Genomic DNA, 17,519 nt, shown 5'->3' with positions numbered 1-17,519 from the left:
GGGGCTATTCCCCCCCAAGCATCTGGACGTCGCCGGCAATAATTGCCGCCATGGGAGATTGGGACCATGGCTGAGGATAGCGACCTCGAAAAAACAGAACCAGCGTCAAGTCGACGCATTGAACAAGCTCGCGAGGAGGGGCAGGTCCCCCAGTCCCGCGAGCTTTTGGCGTTCATGGTGCTGTTGGCCACGGTGAGCGGCATGTGGGGCATGTCCGGCTGGATTAGTCATCACGCCGAAGCCATCATGCGACACGGCCTGAATTTCGGCAGGGAAGCGGCTTTCAGCGACCGGATCATGCAGACCAGTTTCGTCACCCTGTGCGAGGAAGCCCTGATGCTGGCCGCGCCGATTTTCCTGTTGTCGGTGGTGGCGGCCATCGCCGCGCCGGCCATGATCGGCGGCCTGGTCTTCTCGCCCAAGGCCCTGGCCCTCAATTTCGGCCGCATCGACCCGGTGTCCGGCATCAAACGGGTGATTTCCATGCAGGGCCTGGGCGAGTTGGTGAAGGCCATCCTCAAGTCCCTGCTGATCGGCGGCGTGGTCTGGTGGATGGTGCGCCACGACGGCGAAACCCTGTTTTCCCTGTTGGGCCAGTCCATCGAGGTGGGCATCGGCTCCTTCTTTCACATCCTGTTCAAGGCCGGCATGGTGTTGCTGGTCGGGGTGGCCCTGATCGTTGCCCTGGACGTGCCCTTCCAGCTCTGGCAGTACTACGCCAAGCTGCGCATGACCAAGGAAGAGCTCAAGCAGGAACACAAGGAGCAGGAAGGCGACCCCCATCTCAAAGCCAAGATCCGCGCCCAGCAGCGGGAGATGGCACGCAACCGGATGATGGCCGACGTGCCCAAGGCCGACGTGGTGGTGACCAACCCGACCCACTTCTCCGTGGCGCTGAAGTACGAAAGCGGTTCCATGGGCGCGCCGGTGGTGGTGGCCAAGGGCATGAACGAGGTGGCCTTGAAGATCCGGGAAATCGCCGGAGAGAACCGCGTGCCCGTGCTCGAGGCGCCGCCCCTGGCGCGGGCCCTGTACCGCCACACCGAAATCGGCGACCAGATTCCCGCCAAGCTGTATACCGCCGTGGCCGAGGTCATGGCCTACGTCTATCAATTGAACCAATACCTGGCCGACGGCGGCGCGACCCTGTTGCCGCCGGCCGTGCCGGAACAAATCTCGGTCCCCGCCGAACTCGACCCCGGAGTGCCTGAAGCATGAACCCCACCCTGCTCCTGGCCTTCAACCAGATCTTCGGCAAGGCCAACCTGAAGGCCCTGGCTGCCCCTGTCCTCATCGTCATGATTTTGTCGATGATGGTGCTGCCCCTGCCGTCCTTCGTCCTCGACCTGTTCTTCACCTTCAACATCGCCCTCTCGGTGATGGTGCTGCTGGTGGCCATGTACACCGTCAAGCCCCTGGACTTCTCGGTGTTCCCCACCGTGCTGCTGGTGACCACGCTGCTGCGCCTGTCCCTCAACGTGGCTTCCACCCGGGTCGTGCTGCTGCAAGGCCACACCGGCCCCGACGCCGCCGGCAAGGTGATCGAGGCCTTCGGCCACTTCCTGGTGGGCGGCAACTACACCGTCGGTATCGTGGTGTTCATCATCCTCACCGTGATCAACTTCGTCGTGATCACCAAGGGTGCCGGCCGGATCGCCGAAGTGGGCGCCCGCTTCACCCTGGACGCCATGCCCGGCAAGCAGATGGCCATCGACGCCGACCTCAACGCCGGCCTGATCGGCGAGGACGAGGCCCGCAAGCGCCGCAGCGAAGTCGCCGCCGAATCCGACTTCTACGGTTCCATGGACGGTGCTTCGAAGTTCGTCCGCGGCGATGCCGTCGCCGGCATCCTGATCCTGTTCATCAACGTCATCGGCGGCCTGATCGTGGGCGTGCTCCAGCACGACATGGACGCCGCCACCGCCGCCAAGACCTACACCCTGCTAACCATCGGCGACGGCCTGGTCGCCCAGTTGCCGGCCCTGATCATCTCCACCGCCGCCGGTCTGGTGGTGACCCGGGTCGGCGACGACGACAGCGACATCGGTCAGCAGTTCATCGGCCAGATCTTCGGCAACCCCTCGGTTCTGGTGCTGACTTCCGCCATTCTGGGCATTCTCGGTCTGATCCCGGGCATGCCCCACCTGGTTTTCCTGTTGCTGTCTGTCGTTGTCGGCGCCCTGGCCTACTGGAAGCTGAAGGATCACCAGGAAGAATCCGCCGCTGCCGAAGCGGAGGCAGAAAAGAAGGAAGCGCCCAAGGCCGAGTCCCTGGAAGCGAGTTGGTCCGACGTGGCGCCGGTGGACGTGCTGGGCCTGGAAGTGGGCTACCGCCTGATCCCCCTGGTGGACCAGGGCCAGAACGGCGACCTGCTCAAGCGCATTCGCGGCTTGCGCAAGAAATTCGCCCAGGAAGTGGGCTTCCTGGCCGCGCCGGTGCACATCCGCGACAACTTGGAACTCAAGCCCAGCGCCTACCGCCTGACCATGAAGGGCGTCGAAATCGGTGCCGGCGAGGCCCACACCAACATGTTCCTGGCCATCAACCCCGGTCGGGTGAGCGGCCCCCTGTCCGGCATCGAAACCCAGGATCCCGCCTTCGGCCTGCCGGCCATCTGGATCGAACCCCATCTCAAGGACCAGGCCGGCATGCTGGGCTACACCGTGGTGGATACCAGCACCGTGGTGGCCACCCACCTCAATCACGTCATTCTTTCCCATGCCGCCGAACTGCTCGGCCGCCAGGAAACCCAGGCGCTGCTGGACCACATCGCCAAGGATGCGCCCAAGCTCATCGAGGACCTGGTGCCCAAGCAAATCTCCCTCACGGTGGTGCAGCGGGTGCTGCAAAACCTGCTGGAAGAGGGGGTGTCCATCCGCGACATGCGCACCATCATCGAAACCCTGGCGGAGTACGCCCTGCGCACCCAGGATCCGATGGAACTCACCGCCCAGGTCCGCATCGCCATGGGCCGCGCCATCGTCCAACAGATTTTCCCCGGCAACAGCGAATTGCAGGTCATGGCCCTGGAGCCGGGCTTGGAACGCATCCTGTCCCAGGCCCTGGGTGGCGGCGGCGATGCCGGCGCCATCGAGCCGGGCCTGGCCGACACGCTGCTGCGGGAAACCGCCGCGGCTGCCCAGCGCCAGGAGGACCTCGGCCTGCCGCCGGTGCTGCTGGTCCCTGGTTCCCTGCGCTGGCTGCTGTCCCGTTTCCTGCGCCGTGCCGTTCCCCAACTGAAGGTCATCGCCAACGGCGAAGTGCCTGATTCCCGCACCATCAAGGTGATGTCGATTATTGGAGCCAACAAATGACAGTAAAACGCTTCTACGCTGAAACCGCGCGGGAATGCCTGCGACGGGTCAAAGCCGAATTGGGGCCGGATGCCATCGTTGTCTCCAACCGTTCGGTGGACGGCGGGGTGGAAATCACGGCCATGTCGGCCGACAGCCTGGAGGCTATCTCCCGCCAGGCCGGGGCCGATCCGGTGGCCGCCGTCGCCAACGGCGCGGCACGCCCCATGGCCAGCGTCGTGCCCGAACGGACGCCCGCCGCTGCCCGTGCCGCGATGGACGACGATTACACCGTGAGCCTGTCGCCGCAAGTGCGCAAACAGCCCGCCGTGCGTAGCTGGCAACCGCCGCAGCACGACGTGCGGCCGGCCGTGGAGGACAAGCCCCGCCTGCGTCCATTGCCGCCCAAGGGTCGCAACGGTGGCGACGGCGTTCCCTCCGCCGCCCAGGTGGCGGCCAGCCTGCGCTCTTCCCTGGCGGAAGGGGAGCGCCTGGCGGCCCAGCCCAGCAACGATGGCCGGGTGAATGAGTTGATGCGGGAGATGCAATCGATCAAGGGCATGCTGGAACAGCAACTGGCGGGTTTCGCTTGGGGCGAGATGTCCAAGCATGAACCGATGCGCGCCCTGCTTTTGTCGGAAATGCTGGAAGCCGGATTTTCCGGCCAGCTGGCCCGCCGGCTGACTTCGGAACTGCCCAATGAGATGGGCCTGGAGGAAGGTCGCAAGTGGCTGATGTCCGCCCTCAATCGACGCCTGCGCACCCTGGGCGACGAAGGCGACCTGATTGACCGGGGCGGTGTCTATGCCCTGGTGGGGCCGACCGGCGTCGGCAAGACCACCACTACCGCCAAGCTGGCGGCCCGTTGCGTGGTGCGCTACGGTGCCGACAAGGTGGCCCTGCTGACCACGGACAGTTACCGGATCGGTGCCCACGAACAACTGCGCATCTATGGCCGCATCCTTGGCGTGCCGGTGCACGTGGTGCGGGATGGCGAGGACCTACGTCACACCCTGGCCGATCTCAAGGACAAGCACATGGTGCTGATCGACACCGTCGGCATGAGCCAGCGCGATCGCATGGTGGCCGAGCAGGCGGCCATGCTGATGCGCGCTGGCGAGGTCAACCGCTTGCTGCTGCTCAACGCCACGAGCCGTGGCGACACCCTGGACGACGTGATCCGTGCCTACGCCGGCGAGGATCTGGTGGGCTGCATCATCACCAAGACCGACGAAACCGCCGCCCTGGCACCGGCGGTGGACGCCATCGTCCGCCACGGCCTGTTGTTGGCCTACATGGCCAATGGTCAGCGGGTACCGGAAGACCTGCATCTGCCCAACCGCAGCTATCTCCTCCATCGTTCCTTCAAGCAGCCCATCGCCGGCTCTCCCCATCGTCTGCGTGAGCAGGAAATCGGCATGGTGATGGCGCGTCAAGGCGGCCCTGCCGCCGATGGCGGCAAGGGGAACGAGGACCGGCGTCTTGGCTGAACTTGGCAGCCACGATCAGGCGGCCGGTCTGCGCCGCCTGTTCGGTAACCGGGGCGCGCGATCGGTGGCCTTCGTCCACGTTCGACGGGGCGCGGAAAGCGCAAAGATGATCGCCCGGGCCGCCAATGGTTTGGCCGACCACGGTCACGGCGTGGTGGTCGTGGATGAACAGCCGGGCGGCGGCGGGGTGCTCGCCCTGGCCGGACAACGACCGCGCTACGACTTGTTCGATGTCTTCATCGGCGCCTGCCGCCTGGAAGACGTCATGATCCGGGCGACGCCCAGCATCAGCCTGGTACCCGCCGCCCGCGCCGCCCGGGAGTTTGGCGTCGGCGAGGTGGATATCGAGCAGCGGATGAGGGCCTGTCTGGCCGAGCTCGGCGTCAAGGCCGGTTTTGTCCTGGTGGATGCCAACTTGCGCCAAGGCGATGTTTCCCAGTTAGCAAAGGCTGCCGACCACATGGCCATCGTGGCCCCGTCGGCGGGACGGGACGTGACCGATGCCTATACCCTGATCAAGCGCCAAGGCGGCCGTCATGGCCGCCGGGAATTTCAACTGGTGCTGGAAAACGTCGGCAATTCCTTGGTGGCCAGTGGCGAAGCAAGGACTATTTTTCAGAATCTGAGAACTACGACACAGAAGCATCTTGGTGCCCGCTTGGGGCATCTTGCCACCTTGGTGAACGGCTCCGCAGACGACCTGGTGGATGGACTGCTGACCCGGCTTAGCGCGACCAACCAACCGCCGCGAGAAGGCGGCACAACCCGTCTGCGAGGCCTTTTCGGGGCCTCGGGCCTGTTTGAATCGGTGGTATAGTCGGGCGGAATTTCCGCCCGATTTTCCTTGAATACCGCCGCTTTCCGACAGATGTATACCGCCCAAGGCTCACTGGAACGCAGTCAACTCGTTACCCAATATGCGCCGCTGGTTAAACGGATCGCCTTCCATTTGATGGCGAAATTGCCGGCCAGCGTGCAGGTGGACGATTTGATCCAAAACGGCATGCTGGGCTTGCTCGATGCCCTGGGGCGTTACGAAGAGGGCTTGGGCGCGCAGTTCGAGACATACGCCGTGCAACGCATCCGCGGTTCGATGTTGGATGGCCTGCGGGAGAACGATTGGTTGCCCCGGGGCGTGCGCCGGGAGATGCGCCGGGTGGAAGCCGCGATTCACAAGCTTGAACACCAGCATGGCCGGCAGCCCTCGGAAAAGGAGTTGGCGGATACCCTGGGCATGACCCTGGATGAGTACCAGAAGCTGTTGCTGGAGGCCCGCGGGCACCAGTTGGTCTATCTGGAGGATTTGTCGGATGCGGGCGATGAGGATTATCTCGATCGCAATCTGGCCAGTTCGACCCTGGATCCTTTGGCCGCCCTCGAGGATGCCAGTATGCGGGCCGCATTGGTGCGGGCGATTTCTGCCTTGCCCGAGCGCGAAAAGCTGATGATGGCTTTATATTACGAACAGGATTTGAATCTTCGTGAAATCGGTGAAGTGATGGGCGTTACCGAGTCGCGGGTTTGCCAGTTGCATAGCCAGGCCATCGCCCGGTTGCGGGCATCCGTGGTCGGCGAGGGCGAGGAAGCGAAGGAAAAACCCTTGGCAAAAGCCAAGCGTGGACGTAAACCCAAGGCGGCGTGAAGGGATCTAGCGTATGGATTTAGTCAGCATTCTGGGCTTGTTGTTGGGGGTGATCGCCATCGTCGGCGGTCAGTTGCTGGAAGGGGGGCATATCGGCTCCCTGATCCAGCCGACGTCGTTGCTGATCGTGTTCGGCGGAACGATGGGGGCGGTGCTGCTGCAAAGCCCCATGCGGACCATCAAGAAGGGCCTGATCATGCTGGGCTGGATTTTCGTTCCGCCCAAGGTGGACGCCGGCAACCTGATCGAGCAGATGACGCGTTGGAGCCACCTGGCGCGCAAGGAAGGCCTGCTTTCCCTGGAAAACCAGATCGAAACCATGGACGATCCCATTCTGCGCAAGGGGCTCCAATTGCTGGTCGATGGTGCCGAGCCCGAGCGTCTGCGGGAAGTCATGGAAGTGGAGATCGGTTCCTACGAATGGGAACTGAAAATGGGCGCCAAGATTTGGGAAGGCGCGGGCGGTTACTCGCCGACCATCGGCATTATCGGCGCGGTGATGGGCCTGATCCACGTGATGGAAAACCTGACGGATCCGTCCAAGCTGGGCGCGGGGATTTCGGTGGCCTTCGTCGCCACCATTTACGGCGTGGGCATGGCCAACCTGTTTTTCCTGCCGGTGGGCAAGAAACTGATGTCCAACATTTCCCGCCTGGTTTCCCTGCGCGAAATGTACGTGGATGGCTTGGTGGGCATCGCCAACGGCGACAACCCGCGCATCATCGAAAGCCGTTTGCAAGGCTATCTGCCGGACTGAGGCTGCCATGCACTATTCCCGCCATCGTCGCGAACGACGCAAGCAGCAAGGTGAGGAGCTCGAGAATCACGAGCGTTGGCTGGTGTCCTATGCCGACTTCATCACCCTGATGTTTGCCTTCTTCGTGGTGATGTACGCGATTTCCTCGGTGAACGAAGGCAAGTACAAGGTCCTTGGGGATGCCCTCAATCTGGCCTTCCGCGCCGCGCCTGGCGACACGACAGGTGCCGCGCCGGTGTCGATCAGCCCGAACGTGACGGCTCCCATGTTCATGCCCCTGCGCCGGACACCGGCCCAGGTCAAGCAAGACGAGGCCACGCGGCAGTTGCTGGAAAAAATGCGGGCCATGATGAAGGAGATCCGGACCACCCTTGCTCCCTTGGTTCAGGAGGGCTTGGTGAATGTGACCGAAGGGCCGCGCGGCGTCACGGTGGATTTTGACGCCAGCGTTCTGTTTGCCCCCGGCGATGCCCGTTTGGATACCTCGGCCATCCGGGCACTGGTGGTGGTGGCGCAGATCGTCGCACCGGCAACCTTCCCCATCACGGTCGAAGGGCACACGGACAATGTGCCCATCAGCACCCCGCTGTATCCCTCCAACTGGGAGTTGTCCGGCAATCGGGCTTCCAGCGTGGTGCGGCTGTTCATTGAAAGCGGCGTCTCCCCCAAGCGGCTCACCGCCATCGGTTATGCCGATCAGCGTCCGGTTGCCGATAACAGCACCCAGGATGGGCGCCAGAAGAACCGTCGAGTGTCCATCGTCATGGAAGCCATGCCGCCCCAGGACAGCCGGGCGCCCGAGAACATCCTGAAACAACCCTAAGAGTTTTGCGGCACGCTGTCCGCAGTCGCGTCAGCGACTAGGCGCTGCCGATGGTGCGGCCGTGGCTGATGCTGTTGGTCTGACCGTCGGGGCCGTAGGTGGCGGGGCGATTGGCGGCCGCCATCAAGGTCTGGATCGCCTGCTGGTTGTTGCTCAGGCGTTCGGCCACCAGGCGGCCGTTGATGTCGTTGAGAAGCTTGGCTTCGCTGGCCAAACCGATGAAGCTGGCCCAGAGTTCCTGGTGTTCAGCGGCTTGTTGGGTCATCCACTGCTTCAGGCCTTCCCGGTCCGTGGGGATGCCGCTTTCGGCCATGAGCACTTGGCGTTTTTCGCTTTGCTGGCCTAAGGTTTCCGCCAAGGTGGTTTTGCTGGCGGTCAGGGGGGCGATCTCGTCCTTGCGCCCGGCGGTGAGTACTTCCTGTTCGGCCTTCAGCAGGCCGACGAATTTTTCCACCAACTGCTTTTCCGCGGCCAGCAGCGTGAAGAACGACTGTGTCTGGGCCGCTGTCGTCACGGTGGTTTAGGCCTGGGGACGACCGCGCAGCATCTGCTTGACGTTGTCGAGCAAACCGTCGGCGATGCGTTCGGGATCGATCTGGAAACGACCCTCGGCGATGGCCTGCTTGATTTCCTTGACGCGATCACTGTTCACCACGGGCGTATTGGCCATGGCGCTTTGCACTTCTTGCATGTGCTGGGTGAAGGTGGCCACTTGGGCCTCGGCTACGCCACCCGATGCCGTCTGGGCGGCCGGAACCGACCGGGCCGTTACGGTGGCACCGGGCTGGTTCAGACTAGGGGACGAGTTGTTGATCTTCACGGCAAATTCCTTTCCACTCAGGGAGCTCTGTACTGGTTAACGGTATTCCACGTCAAAACTTTAGAGCATCGTCCTGTGGCAATCGTTGGACGGATTCTACGATAAATCAGTGTGTTATTTCAACAATGCCGCCAGCCTTGGCAATGCCGCTGACAACCTGACCATTGGGCAGGCGAACCCGGACCACGGCCTCCTCGCTGGCGTTGTTGAGGGCCTGGCCCTCGCTGGAAACGGAAAAGCCGCTGCCGCGGCTGACGATGGTGACCCGTTGCCCCTGTTGCACCACGGTCGGCAAGCGTAGGGCATCGCTACGCAGGGGCTGGCCGGCGATGAGGGAAACCCCCAGGGTCTTGCCCAGTGCCAATTGCGGCGAGTCCAGCAGGTTGCCCGGAAATTCGGTGATATCCCCTTGGCGGATCTCGATGTCCGCGTCGCTCAGGGTTTGGCCGGCCCCCAGGTTGCGGCGGGCGACCAGGTAATTACCCATGATCTTGACCTGAACGGGGACGAACAGCGCCCAATTGGCGCCGGCGATGCATTGCACCGTGACTGTGGTTCTGCCCCACAGCCGCCCGCCGTCCTGGCGCACCTGAAAGCCCGAGCAGGGCGGCAGTTGGTTGGCGGGATCGATATGGCCCACGCTATAGCTCACCGCGCCCGACATCCCCTTGGTCTGGGCGCGCAAGAAATCCTCCGCCGCTTTTTTGACGGCGGCCGGATCCTGGTAGGCCTGTACCCCGGTGGACAGGGCAAGCAGCGCAAGCATGGGGAGGCGTTTCATCGACCCATTCAAGCATGGTGCGCCGCCATGGGAAAGCCGGAAAGCCTCCCGATTTACCCGGTAGTTTTCCCGGTAGCCGATGCCTGGGCGGCAAGTTTTGCCGAATACCGGGGAAATGGCGGCAAGACCCGCTGACGCGGCAAGGCAGTAGGGACGGGAAATCGGCCTGTTTGGCTCAACCATGCGGATAAAGGTGGTGGCATGGAATCTGCATCTCGGCAGCTATCCAGATTTCTTTAGGCCTTGCCATCATGATCGATCGATTGGACCGCGAATTCGGCGTCAAGCAAAGCGCTCTGAATCTTCGTGCCTATCGGCAGGAGCTGCTGGCCTCGAATATCGCCAATGCCGATACGCCTTATTTCAAGGCCCGGGACATCGATTTCAAGTCCGCGTTCCAGAACGTCATGTCCGGTCGCAATACCGGCAGTGTCGAGTTGGCCCGCACGTCTTCGGCCCATATCCAGGGCCAGAGTGACGGTCAGTTCGATCCCCAGGCCCAGTACCGCACCGAGTATCAAGGCGCAGTGGACGGCAACACCGTCAACATTGACGTGGAGCGGGGAGCCTTCGCCGAGAACTCCATCCACATGGAAGCCTTGCTGACCTTCCTCAAGGACAGCATCAAGGAAATGCAAACCGCGATCCAGGGGCAATAAGCGATGTTGAATCTGTTCAATATTTCCGGCTCCGCCCTCACTGCCCAATCGGCACGCCTGAATGCCGTGGCCAGCAACCTGGCCAACGCCGACAGCGTGGCCGGGGCCGACGGCAAGCCCTACCGCGCCAAACAGGTGGTGTTCCAGGCCACGCCCATGGGCAACGACGGCGGCAAAGGCGTGCGGGTAACCCAGGTGGTGGAAAGCGCCGCGCCCCTGCGCATGACCTACGACCCCGCCAATCCTGCCGCCAACCAGGACGGCTATGTGGCGATGCCCAATGTCAACGTGGTGGAGGAAATGGTGAACATGATCTCCGCCTCCCGTGCCTACCAAACCAATGCCGAAGTCATGAGCAACACCAAGTCGCTCATGCTCAAGACCCTGGCCATCGGCCAGTAATTCATTCGTTCAGGAGAGTCGTCATGGCAACCAGCACCGTCAGCAATAGCAACAACAATTCCGCGTTTGACTATACGTCCCTGAACGGCACCAGCAAGACCACAACCTCCACCGAGGAATCCCAGACCCGCTTCCTCAAGCTGCTGACGACCCAGTTGCAGAACCAGGATCCCCTTAACCCCATGGACAACGCCCAGATGACTTCGCAAATGGCCCAGTTGAACATGGTGGACGGCATCAATAAGATGAATACCTCAATGCAGAGTCTGTTGACCTCCATGACTAGCGCCCAGACCATGCAAGCGACCTCCATGGTGAACCACGGCGTTCTGGTGCCCGGCTCCGGCCTGACGGTGACCGGCAAGACGGACACCGCCGCCGGTACCGCGGTGGGCGGATACAAGCTGGCATCGGGGGCCGATACCGTCAAGATCACCATCAAGGATTCCGAAGGCAATGTCGTCAAGACCAACACCATCACCTCGGTCAAGGAAGGGGTGAATGCCTTCACCTGGGACGGCCTCAACGAAGCCGGCGAGATGGTGGCGAACGGCAACTACACCTTCAGCGTGGAAGCTGCCCAAGGGGGCAACAAGGTCGATGCGACCGCTTTGACCCTGGGCGTCATTTCCAGCGTAACCAACGGTACCGACGGTCTGACCGTCAATGTGAGCGGACGCGGCTCCTACAAGCTGTCCGAAATCGAACAGGTTTTCTAAAGGGGAAGAGTCATGGGTTTCCAACAAGGGCTTAGCGGCCTCAACGCTTCCTCCAAGGCACTGGAGGCCGTCGGCAACAACGTGGCCAACTCCGGCACCGTCGGTTTCAAGTCGGCCAACGCCCAGTTCGCCGACGTATTTGCTTCCTCCTTGGCCGGCTCCGGCAGCGGCCAGATCGGTATCGGTGCCAATCTGGCCACCGTGGCCCAGCAATTCACCCAGGGCAACATCACCTCCACCAACAATCCCCTGGACATGGCCATCAACGGCAACGGCATGTTCCGCTTGTCCAACAACGGCGTGATCAGCTATTCCCGCAACGGCCAATTCCAGTTGGACAAGAACGGTTTCATTACCACGCCCGATGGTTTGCACTTGACGGGTTATGCCGCGGATGCAAACGGCAATATCGTGCCCGGCAACCTGGTGGACTTGCAGGTGGTAAACACCAACATTGCTCCCCAGGTGACCACTGCCAGTCAAATTCAGTTGAACCTGGATTCCCGGGCCAAGGCGCCGACTGCGATGACGGGTGGCTCCCTGGCGGGCAATATCGTGTTGACCTCGCCGGTGACTATCACCCAGGGTAGTAACGACACCTTGCAACTCACAGTAGACGGCGTTGCGGTCAACATCACCGTCCCTCCGGGAACCTATCAGTCCCTGGCGGATTTCGCCAGCAAGGTCGAGACCCAGATTAACGCGGCCTTGGGCAACTCCGGCGCAGGCGTCACGGTGACTCTTGATACCTCCAACCACTTGGTCATCAAGTCCAAGAGTGTTGGCACCGTCGGTAGCCAGGGGAGCGGCTCTTCCGTGGTATTGGTTGGCGGAACCTCCGTACCTTCCATCCTGAGCGCCTCCACCCATGGGAAGTTGACGGGCACACTCGCCACTCCGCTGACGGCGACTACAGCCAATGCCATTCTGGCCACTAACAATACCTTGACGATCAGCGTGGATGGCGGCGCAGCTGTGACGACATCCAGCTTTGCCGGGAGTTACAGCACATTGGCCGATCTGGCCACCACCATCGAAGGTCGGATCAATGCGGCCCTGACGGCACAAAGCAAGACGGTGACGGTTTCCGTGTCGCCTACTAATCAGCTGGTCATCACCTCGAACACCACCGGGGTTACGTCGCAGGTAGCATTAACGGCCGCGGCGGCCCCCGATGCTGCGGTTGCATTGTTCGGTGCATCGCCCACCATCGTTGCAGGTGCCACGGGTCCCACCTCGTCCACGAGTGGCGGGTTGACAGCCTCCACAGTCCTCGGTTCCTACGGCGGTTATGTCACCGGTACGGTGGCCTTGAGCGCATCGTCGGCCTCTCCTCTGCCAGCCACTGGGTCTCTGACATTCGTCGTGGATGGTGGCCCTACTGTGACATCCAACATCACCGGCCCTTTTACATCCCTCGCCAGCCTGGCTTCGGCGATTGAATCGTCAGCGTCTCCCGCGGGAAGAATTACGGTCAGCGTGGTGGGCAGCCAGTTGCGGGTGACGTCCACGGCGACTGGAGCCACTTCTTCTGTTGCCGCCCCTGGCGGCACTTTGGCGGCAACGTTGTTCGGTGCCACTCCGGCAACGACCACGGGCGGACAGACTTCCATTCAAATCACCCAGGGGGTAAACGATTTCCTCCAGGTCAAGGTGGATGGTGTCGAGGCGGACATCACCATTCCGGCCGGTACTTACACGGCAGCAGAGTTGGCCGGCAACCCTTCCGGCACACCGCCCGTGATCGGCTTGATCCAGACACTGATCAACAAGGCTCTGGGCACCACCGGCAAGGCGGTGGATGTGAGGCTAAACGGCACCGGGCAACTTAGCATCACCTCGACCTCAAGCGCTGGTGAAGGCTCCACGGTGAGTTTGGTGGGGGGTACCGCCGCTAAGACACTGCTGGGTTCCCTGCCCGTTGCCTTGACCGGTACGGGCCCGACCTGGATCGAGGGCGGTGACAATTTCAGTATCACCAACACTCTGAGCTACACCTCCTCTACTTCGCAAACGGTGTACGACTCCCTGGGCAATCCCCACAACCTGAACATCTATTTCGTCAAGACCTCCCAGGGCAACCGCTGGCAGGCCTATACGACCCTGGATGGGGCCAATTTGGCCGGGCCGATCCCGATGCAGTTCAATACGTCCGGGGTGTTGACCACGGCCATGCCGCTGACCCAGAGCTACACCCTGAACAACGGCGCCACCTCGCCCCTGACCTTTACCCTGGATTTCACCGGATCCACCCAGTACGGTGTGAACTTCGGCGTTAACCAGTTGCTGCAAGACGGCTATACCTCTGGTCGCCTGTCGTCCATGTCGGTGGCGGACGACGGCACCATCCAGGGCCGTTACTCCAATGGCAAGTCCCGCAACATGGGGCAGGTGGTGTTGGCCAAGTTCAACAACAACAATGGCTTGCAGTCCCTGGGCGGTAACCAGTGGGCGGAAACGGCTGAATCCGGCCAGCCCATTCCCGGCACGCCAGGCCAGGGCAGTCTGGGTGTCATTCAGGCCGCGTCGGTGGAAGAGTCCAACGTGGATTTGACCGCCGAACTGGTGAACATGATCACCCAGCAGCGGGCTTATCAAGCCAATGCGCAAACCATCAAGACCATGGACCAAATCTTGCAGACACTGGTGAACTTGCGTTAATGCCGGCATAGATTGCCGGCCTCACTGGAGCTGAACGATGGATCGCCTGATTTACACCGCCATGTCTGGCGCCTCCCAGACCCTCAGCCGGCAAGCGGCGGTGTCCCACAATCTGGCGAACGTTTCCACCACCGGCTACCGCTCCGAGGAACACCGGCTGCGGGCGGTCCAGGTGCTGACCAAGACCGTTCCCGGTACCGGCGCCGCCTTGCCGACCCGGGCCTTTGCCGTGGATGCCAGCACCCACACCGACTTCTCCCAGGGACCGATGATGGAAACCGGTCGCTCCCTGGACTTGGCGGTTCAAGGCAAGGGCTGGATCGCCCTGTCCATGCCCGACGGCACCGAAGCCTACACCCGCAACGGCAGCATGGAGCTCAGCGTCAACGGCATCCTGCAAACCCGCAACGGCATCCCGGTCACCGGCGACGGCGGTCCCATCACCATCCCGCCCGATTCCAAGATTTACATCGGCAAGGATGGCACCATTTCCGTGGTGCCCGAAACCGGCGCCCAAAACACCGTCAATACCATCGGCCGCATCAAGCTGGTCAATCCGCCCGAGGAAACCCTGCGTCGTGGCGAGGATGGCTTGTTCCGTTCCACCGAGGGCGTGCAGCCGGTGAATGAGCGGGTGAGCTTGGCCAGCGGTTTCATCGAGAACAGCAACGTGAATCCGGTGGAGCAGATGGTGAGCATGATCTCCCTGGCCCGCCAGTTCGAAATGCAAATGAAGATGGTGTCGAGCGCGGATCAGAACGATCGTTCCGCGACCCAGATCATTAATGCCCGTTAAGGCAGTGTTGGAAAGTTAGGATAGCCCCATGATTCGTTCCCTCTGGATCGCCAAGACCGGCCTCGATGCCCAGCAAACCCAGCTGGATGTGATTTCCAACAACCTGGCCAACACCAGCACCAACGGTTTCAAGCGATCCCGCGCCGTGTTCGAGGACTTGCTCTACCAGACCATCCGCCAGCCGGGCGCGTTGGCGACGCAGCAGAACACCATTCCCTCCGGCCTGATGCTGGGTACCGGTGTGCGTCCCATTTCCACCGAGCACGTGTTCACCCAGGGCAGCCTGCAAAAGACCGAGAACCCCCTGGACATGGCCATCAACGGCCAAGGCTTCTTCCAGATCCAGATGCCCGACGGCACCCTCGCCTATACCCGCGACGGCGCCTTCCAGAAGGACAACACCGGTCAGATCGTGACTTCCAGCGGCTATCCCCTGTCGCCGGCCATCGTCATTCCCAACAACGCCCTCACCGTGTCTGTCAGCAAGGACGGCATCGTCACCGTCACCACGCCGGGCACGACGGCAGCCACCCAGATCGGCACCATCCAGCTGGCCACCTTTGTGAACAACGGCGGCCTGCAAAGCGTCGGCGAGAACCTGTTCGTTGAAACCGGCTCCTCCGGCGTGCCCACGCCCAACACCCCGGGCCTCAATGGTGCCGGCGTGATCAACCAGTTGTACGTGGAAACCTCCAACGTGAACGTGGCTGAGGAACTGGTCAGCATGATCCAGACCCAGCGCGCCTACGAAATGAATTCCAAGGCCATCTCCACGTCCGACGCCATGCTGGGTCGCTTGACCCAACTCTAACGATAGGGGGACATTGACATGATCCGCACCCTCAGCCTTATGACTATCCTCGCCGGCCTGTTGACCGGTTGCGTCACTACCGTGCCGCCCACCGCCGTGCACCAGCCCATGACCATTCGTCCCGAGCCCAGGGAATCCCTGGCCGCGGTGAACGGCTCCATCTACAGCACCTCCAGCGCTCGGCCCCTGTTCGAGGACCGGCGTGCCCGTTTCGTCGGCGACATCATCACCATCAACATCGCGGAAAAGGTCCAGGCCTCCAAGAAGTCCGGCACCACCGCCGAGCACACCCAGAGCATTTCCGCCGGCATTCCCACCATGGACGGCGTGCCGTTCAAGGGCGTGTCCAACTTGAACATTTCCGCCAACGATTCCAACAAGTTCAACGGCAAGGGCGAGAACACCTCGACTGCCGACTTCACCTCCACCATCACGGTTACCGTGATCGAGGTGCTGCCCAACGGCAACCTGTTGGTGTCCGGCGAAAAGCAGATCGGGCTGAAGCAGGGCGAGGAATTCGTCCGCTTCTCCGGCGTGGTGAACCCCAACACCATCACCACCGCCAACACCGTGACCTCCACCCAGGTGGCGGACGCCCGCATCGAATACAAGGCCAACGGCTTCCTGGACGACGCCCAGGTCATGGGTTGGCTGAGCCGCTTCTTCCTGAGCTTCCTGCCGATCTGACCCCGAGGAAAGAGGAGTTTCATCATGAGTCTCACCCACAAAATCCTCATCGGCCTGATGTGGCTGTTTGCCGGCCTGATGGTGGCCGACGCCGCCCGCGCGGAGCGGATCAAGGATCTTGCCTCGGTCGCCGGTGTGCGCAACAACCAGCTGGTGGGTTACGGCCTTGTCGTCGGCCTGGATGGCAGCGGCGACCAGACCACGCAAACGCCTTTCACCGTGCAGAGCATCGTCAACATGCTGTCCAACCTGGGGGTCACCATGCCGCCGGGGACCAGCCTGCAATTGAAGAACGTCGCGGCGGTGATGGTGACGTCCAATCTGCCGCCCTTCGCTCGCAGTGGCCAGCCCATCGACGTGACGGTGTCCTCCATCGGTAACGCCAAGAGCCTCAAGGGCGGCACCCTGATCCTGACTCCCCTCAAGGGTGCGGACGGGCAGATCTACGCCATGGCCCAGGGCAACGTGGTGGTCAATGGCGCCGGCGCCTCCGGCGGCGGTTCCCGCGTCACCATCAACCATTTGTCCGTGGGCCGGATCGCCGGCGGCGCCACGGTGGAACGGGAAGTGCCGACGCCCCTCGGCCAGGGTGAGTTCGTGTATCTGGACCTGAATTCCACCGATTTCGGCACCACCCAGCGCATGGTGGAGGCCATCAACCGGGTCGTGCCCGGTGCCGCGACGGCCAACGACGCGCGCCAGATCCGGGTCAAGGCCCCCAGCAATCCGAATGAGCGGGTCAGCTTCATTGGCCGCATCGAGAACATCGAGTTGCAGGCCGCCCAGGGCGTGGCCAAGGTGATCGTCAATTCCCGCTCCGGCTCGGTGGTGATGAACCAGGCGGTGACCCTGGACCGTTGTGCGGTGGCCCACGGCAATCTGTCGGTGTCGGTCAGTTCCGACAACAGCGTCAGCCAGCCCAATGCCTTGGCAGGCGGGCAGACCGCCGGGGTGACCAATTCCGACATCACCATCAAGCAGGACGGTGGCGCCCTGATGAACGTCAAGGCCGGCGTTAACCTGGCGGAAGTGGTCAAGGCCCTCAATGCCATCGGTGCCAATCCCCAGGACCTGATCGCCATCTTGCAGGCCATGAAGGCCGCGGGCGCCCTGCGGGCCGAACTGGAAATCATCTGACGGGCAGTTTTTGCCGTTTTTTCCCGGGACCGTGGCCGGGG

The 17,519-nt window shown here is 62.4% G+C and carries 18 protein-coding genes; 15 read left to right on the top strand and 3 right to left on the bottom strand.

Annotated features, from left to right (window positions below):
• Positions 1–66 precede the first annotated feature (66 nt).
• From flhB to motD, 7 genes are read left to right on the top strand one after another with little or no spacing between them, the layout of a single operon-like run.
• Positions 67–1,218 (top strand): flagellar biosynthesis protein FlhB, encoded by a 1,152-nt coding sequence (gene flhB / locus ACYQ2U_RS14180; RefSeq protein ID WP_459951039.1) that lies wholly within the window; start codon positions 67–69, stop codon positions 1,216–1,218.
• Entirely contained in the window at positions 1,215–3,314 is a 2,100-nt protein-coding gene (gene flhA / locus ACYQ2U_RS14175; protein ID WP_459951038.1) for a flagellar biosynthesis protein FlhA, read from the top strand. Before flhB ends, flhA begins: the two co-directional genes overlap by 4 nt.
• On the top strand, positions 3,311–4,783 hold the full coding sequence (gene flhF / locus ACYQ2U_RS14170) for a flagellar biosynthesis protein FlhF (RefSeq protein WP_459951037.1): 1,473 nt from the start codon (positions 3,311–3,313) through the stop codon (positions 4,781–4,783). The genes flhA and flhF overlap by 4 nt, the downstream gene beginning before the upstream one ends.
• Positions 4,776–5,600, top strand: coding sequence for a MinD/ParA family ATP-binding protein (locus tag ACYQ2U_RS14165; RefSeq protein ID WP_459951036.1), 825 nt, complete (start codon positions 4,776–4,778; stop codon positions 5,598–5,600). Before flhF ends, ACYQ2U_RS14165 begins: the two co-directional genes overlap by 8 nt.
• Positions 5,601–5,651: 51 nt before the next feature.
• Positions 5,652–6,425 (top strand): RNA polymerase sigma factor FliA, encoded by a 774-nt coding sequence (locus ACYQ2U_RS14160; RefSeq protein ID WP_459951035.1) that lies wholly within the window; start codon positions 5,652–5,654, stop codon positions 6,423–6,425.
• Positions 6,426–6,438: 13 nt separating this feature from the next.
• Positions 6,439–7,182 carry a flagellar motor protein gene (locus ACYQ2U_RS14155; RefSeq protein ID WP_459951034.1) on the top strand — a complete coding sequence of 248 codons (744 nt, stop codon included), beginning with the start codon at positions 6,439–6,441 and terminating at the stop codon, positions 7,180–7,182.
• A gap of 7 nt (positions 7,183–7,189) precedes the next feature.
• Positions 7,190–8,005: a flagellar motor protein MotD gene (gene motD / locus ACYQ2U_RS14150; RefSeq protein WP_459951033.1), complete on the top strand. Its 816-nt coding sequence runs from the start codon at positions 7,190–7,192 to the stop codon at positions 8,003–8,005.
• Positions 8,006–8,042: 37 nt separating this feature from the next.
• Here the strand turns inward: motD and ACYQ2U_RS14145 are convergent, their stop codons facing one another.
• From ACYQ2U_RS14145 to flgA, 3 genes are all read right to left on the bottom strand, one after another.
• Positions 8,043–8,519, bottom strand: a complete 477-nt coding sequence (locus tag ACYQ2U_RS14145) for a flagella synthesis protein FlgN (RefSeq protein ID WP_459951032.1) — start codon at positions 8,517–8,519, stop codon at positions 8,043–8,045.
• A gap of 6 nt (positions 8,520–8,525) precedes the next feature.
• The gene (gene flgM, locus ACYQ2U_RS14140; protein WP_459951031.1) at positions 8,526–8,825 is read right to left on the bottom strand and encodes a flagellar biosynthesis anti-sigma factor FlgM; all 300 of its coding nucleotides are present in this window, start codon (positions 8,823–8,825) and stop codon (positions 8,526–8,528) included.
• A 106-nt stretch (positions 8,826–8,931) separates the two neighbouring features.
• On the bottom strand, positions 8,932–9,591 hold the full coding sequence (gene flgA / locus ACYQ2U_RS14135; RefSeq protein ID WP_459951030.1) for a flagellar basal body P-ring formation chaperone FlgA: 660 nt from the start codon (positions 9,589–9,591) through the stop codon (positions 8,932–8,934).
• 266 nt (positions 9,592–9,857) lie between these two features.
• On the opposite strand from flgA, the gene flgB reads away from it, so the two are divergent.
• The 8 genes from flgB to ACYQ2U_RS14095 are packed head-to-tail and all read left to right on the top strand — an operon-like array spanning position 9,858 to position 17,478.
• Positions 9,858–10,265, top strand: coding sequence for a flagellar basal body rod protein FlgB (flgB, locus tag ACYQ2U_RS14130; protein ID WP_459951029.1), 408 nt, complete (start codon positions 9,858–9,860; stop codon positions 10,263–10,265).
• Between the two features lie 3 nt (positions 10,266–10,268).
• Positions 10,269–10,667 carry a flagellar basal body rod protein FlgC gene (gene flgC, locus ACYQ2U_RS14125; protein ID WP_459951028.1) on the top strand — a complete coding sequence of 133 codons (399 nt, stop codon included), beginning with the start codon at positions 10,269–10,271 and terminating at the stop codon, positions 10,665–10,667.
• A 23-nt stretch (positions 10,668–10,690) separates the two neighbouring features.
• Positions 10,691–11,386: a flagellar hook assembly protein FlgD gene (locus ACYQ2U_RS14120; protein ID WP_459951027.1), complete on the top strand. Its 696-nt coding sequence runs from the start codon at positions 10,691–10,693 to the stop codon at positions 11,384–11,386.
• 12 nt (positions 11,387–11,398) lie between these two features.
• Complete coding sequence (locus tag ACYQ2U_RS14115; protein ID WP_459951026.1) at positions 11,399–14,047, top strand: flagellar hook-basal body complex protein; 2,649 nt, start codon at positions 11,399–11,401, stop codon at positions 14,045–14,047.
• A 37-nt stretch (positions 14,048–14,084) separates the two neighbouring features.
• Positions 14,085–14,843 (top strand): flagellar basal-body rod protein FlgF, encoded by a 759-nt coding sequence (flgF, locus tag ACYQ2U_RS14110; RefSeq protein ID WP_459951025.1) that lies wholly within the window; start codon positions 14,085–14,087, stop codon positions 14,841–14,843.
• A 28-nt stretch (positions 14,844–14,871) separates the two neighbouring features.
• A complete protein-coding gene (flgG, locus tag ACYQ2U_RS14105; RefSeq protein ID WP_459951024.1) occupies positions 14,872–15,654 on the top strand; it encodes a flagellar basal-body rod protein FlgG in 783 nt (260 codons plus the stop codon).
• 18 nt (positions 15,655–15,672) lie between these two features.
• Positions 15,673–16,341, top strand: a complete 669-nt coding sequence (locus ACYQ2U_RS14100; RefSeq protein ID WP_459951023.1) for a flagellar basal body L-ring protein FlgH — start codon at positions 15,673–15,675, stop codon at positions 16,339–16,341.
• Between the two features lie 57 nt (positions 16,342–16,398).
• Positions 16,399–17,478, top strand: a complete 1,080-nt coding sequence (locus ACYQ2U_RS14095; protein ID WP_459951123.1) for a flagellar basal body P-ring protein FlgI — start codon at positions 16,399–16,401, stop codon at positions 17,476–17,478.
• The last annotated feature ends 41 nt before the right edge of the window (positions 17,479–17,519 follow it).

The sequence above is a fragment of the Denitratisoma sp. agr-D3 genome, from assembly GCF_054658675.1.
The sequence above is the reverse complement of the archived record's forward strand: the minus strand, read 5'-3'. Positions and strand labels throughout refer to the sequence as shown.

What these genes read in the sequence shown, in the direction of transcription:
- flgC (WP_459951028.1), top strand. Translation starts at nt 10,269, where the DNA reads ATGTTGAATCTGTTCAATATTTCCGGCTCCGCCCTCACTGCCCAATCG.
- ACYQ2U_RS14120 (WP_459951027.1), top strand. Translation starts at nt 10,691, where the DNA reads ATGGCAACCAGCACCGTCAGCAATAGCAACAACAATTCCGCGTTTGAC.
- ACYQ2U_RS14155 (WP_459951034.1), top strand. Translation starts at nt 6,439, where the DNA reads ATGGATTTAGTCAGCATTCTGGGCTTGTTGTTGGGGGTGATCGCCATC.
- ACYQ2U_RS14115 (WP_459951026.1), top strand. Translation starts at nt 11,399, where the DNA reads ATGGGTTTCCAACAAGGGCTTAGCGGCCTCAACGCTTCCTCCAAGGCA.
- motD (WP_459951033.1), top strand. Translation starts at nt 7,190, where the DNA reads ATGCACTATTCCCGCCATCGTCGCGAACGACGCAAGCAGCAAGGTGAG.
- flhF (WP_459951037.1), top strand. Translation starts at nt 3,311, where the DNA reads ATGACAGTAAAACGCTTCTACGCTGAAACCGCGCGGGAATGCCTGCGA.
- flgG (WP_459951024.1), top strand. Translation starts at nt 14,872, where the DNA reads ATGATTCGTTCCCTCTGGATCGCCAAGACCGGCCTCGATGCCCAGCAA.
- flgB (WP_459951029.1), top strand. Translation starts at nt 9,858, where the DNA reads ATGATCGATCGATTGGACCGCGAATTCGGCGTCAAGCAAAGCGCTCTG.
- ACYQ2U_RS14100 (WP_459951023.1), top strand. Translation starts at nt 15,673, where the DNA reads ATGATCCGCACCCTCAGCCTTATGACTATCCTCGCCGGCCTGTTGACC.
- flgF (WP_459951025.1), top strand. Translation starts at nt 14,085, where the DNA reads ATGGATCGCCTGATTTACACCGCCATGTCTGGCGCCTCCCAGACCCTC.
- flhB (WP_459951039.1), top strand. Translation starts at nt 67, where the DNA reads ATGGCTGAGGATAGCGACCTCGAAAAAACAGAACCAGCGTCAAGTCGA.
- ACYQ2U_RS14095 (WP_459951123.1), top strand. Translation starts at nt 16,399, where the DNA reads ATGTGGCTGTTTGCCGGCCTGATGGTGGCCGACGCCGCCCGCGCGGAG.
- flhA (WP_459951038.1), top strand. Translation starts at nt 1,215, where the DNA reads ATGAACCCCACCCTGCTCCTGGCCTTCAACCAGATCTTCGGCAAGGCC.
- ACYQ2U_RS14160 (WP_459951035.1), top strand. Translation starts at nt 5,652, where the DNA reads ATGTATACCGCCCAAGGCTCACTGGAACGCAGTCAACTCGTTACCCAA.
- flgA (WP_459951030.1), bottom strand. Translation starts at nt 9,591, where the DNA reads ATGCTTGCGCTGCTTGCCCTGTCCACCGGGGTACAGGCCTACCAGGAT.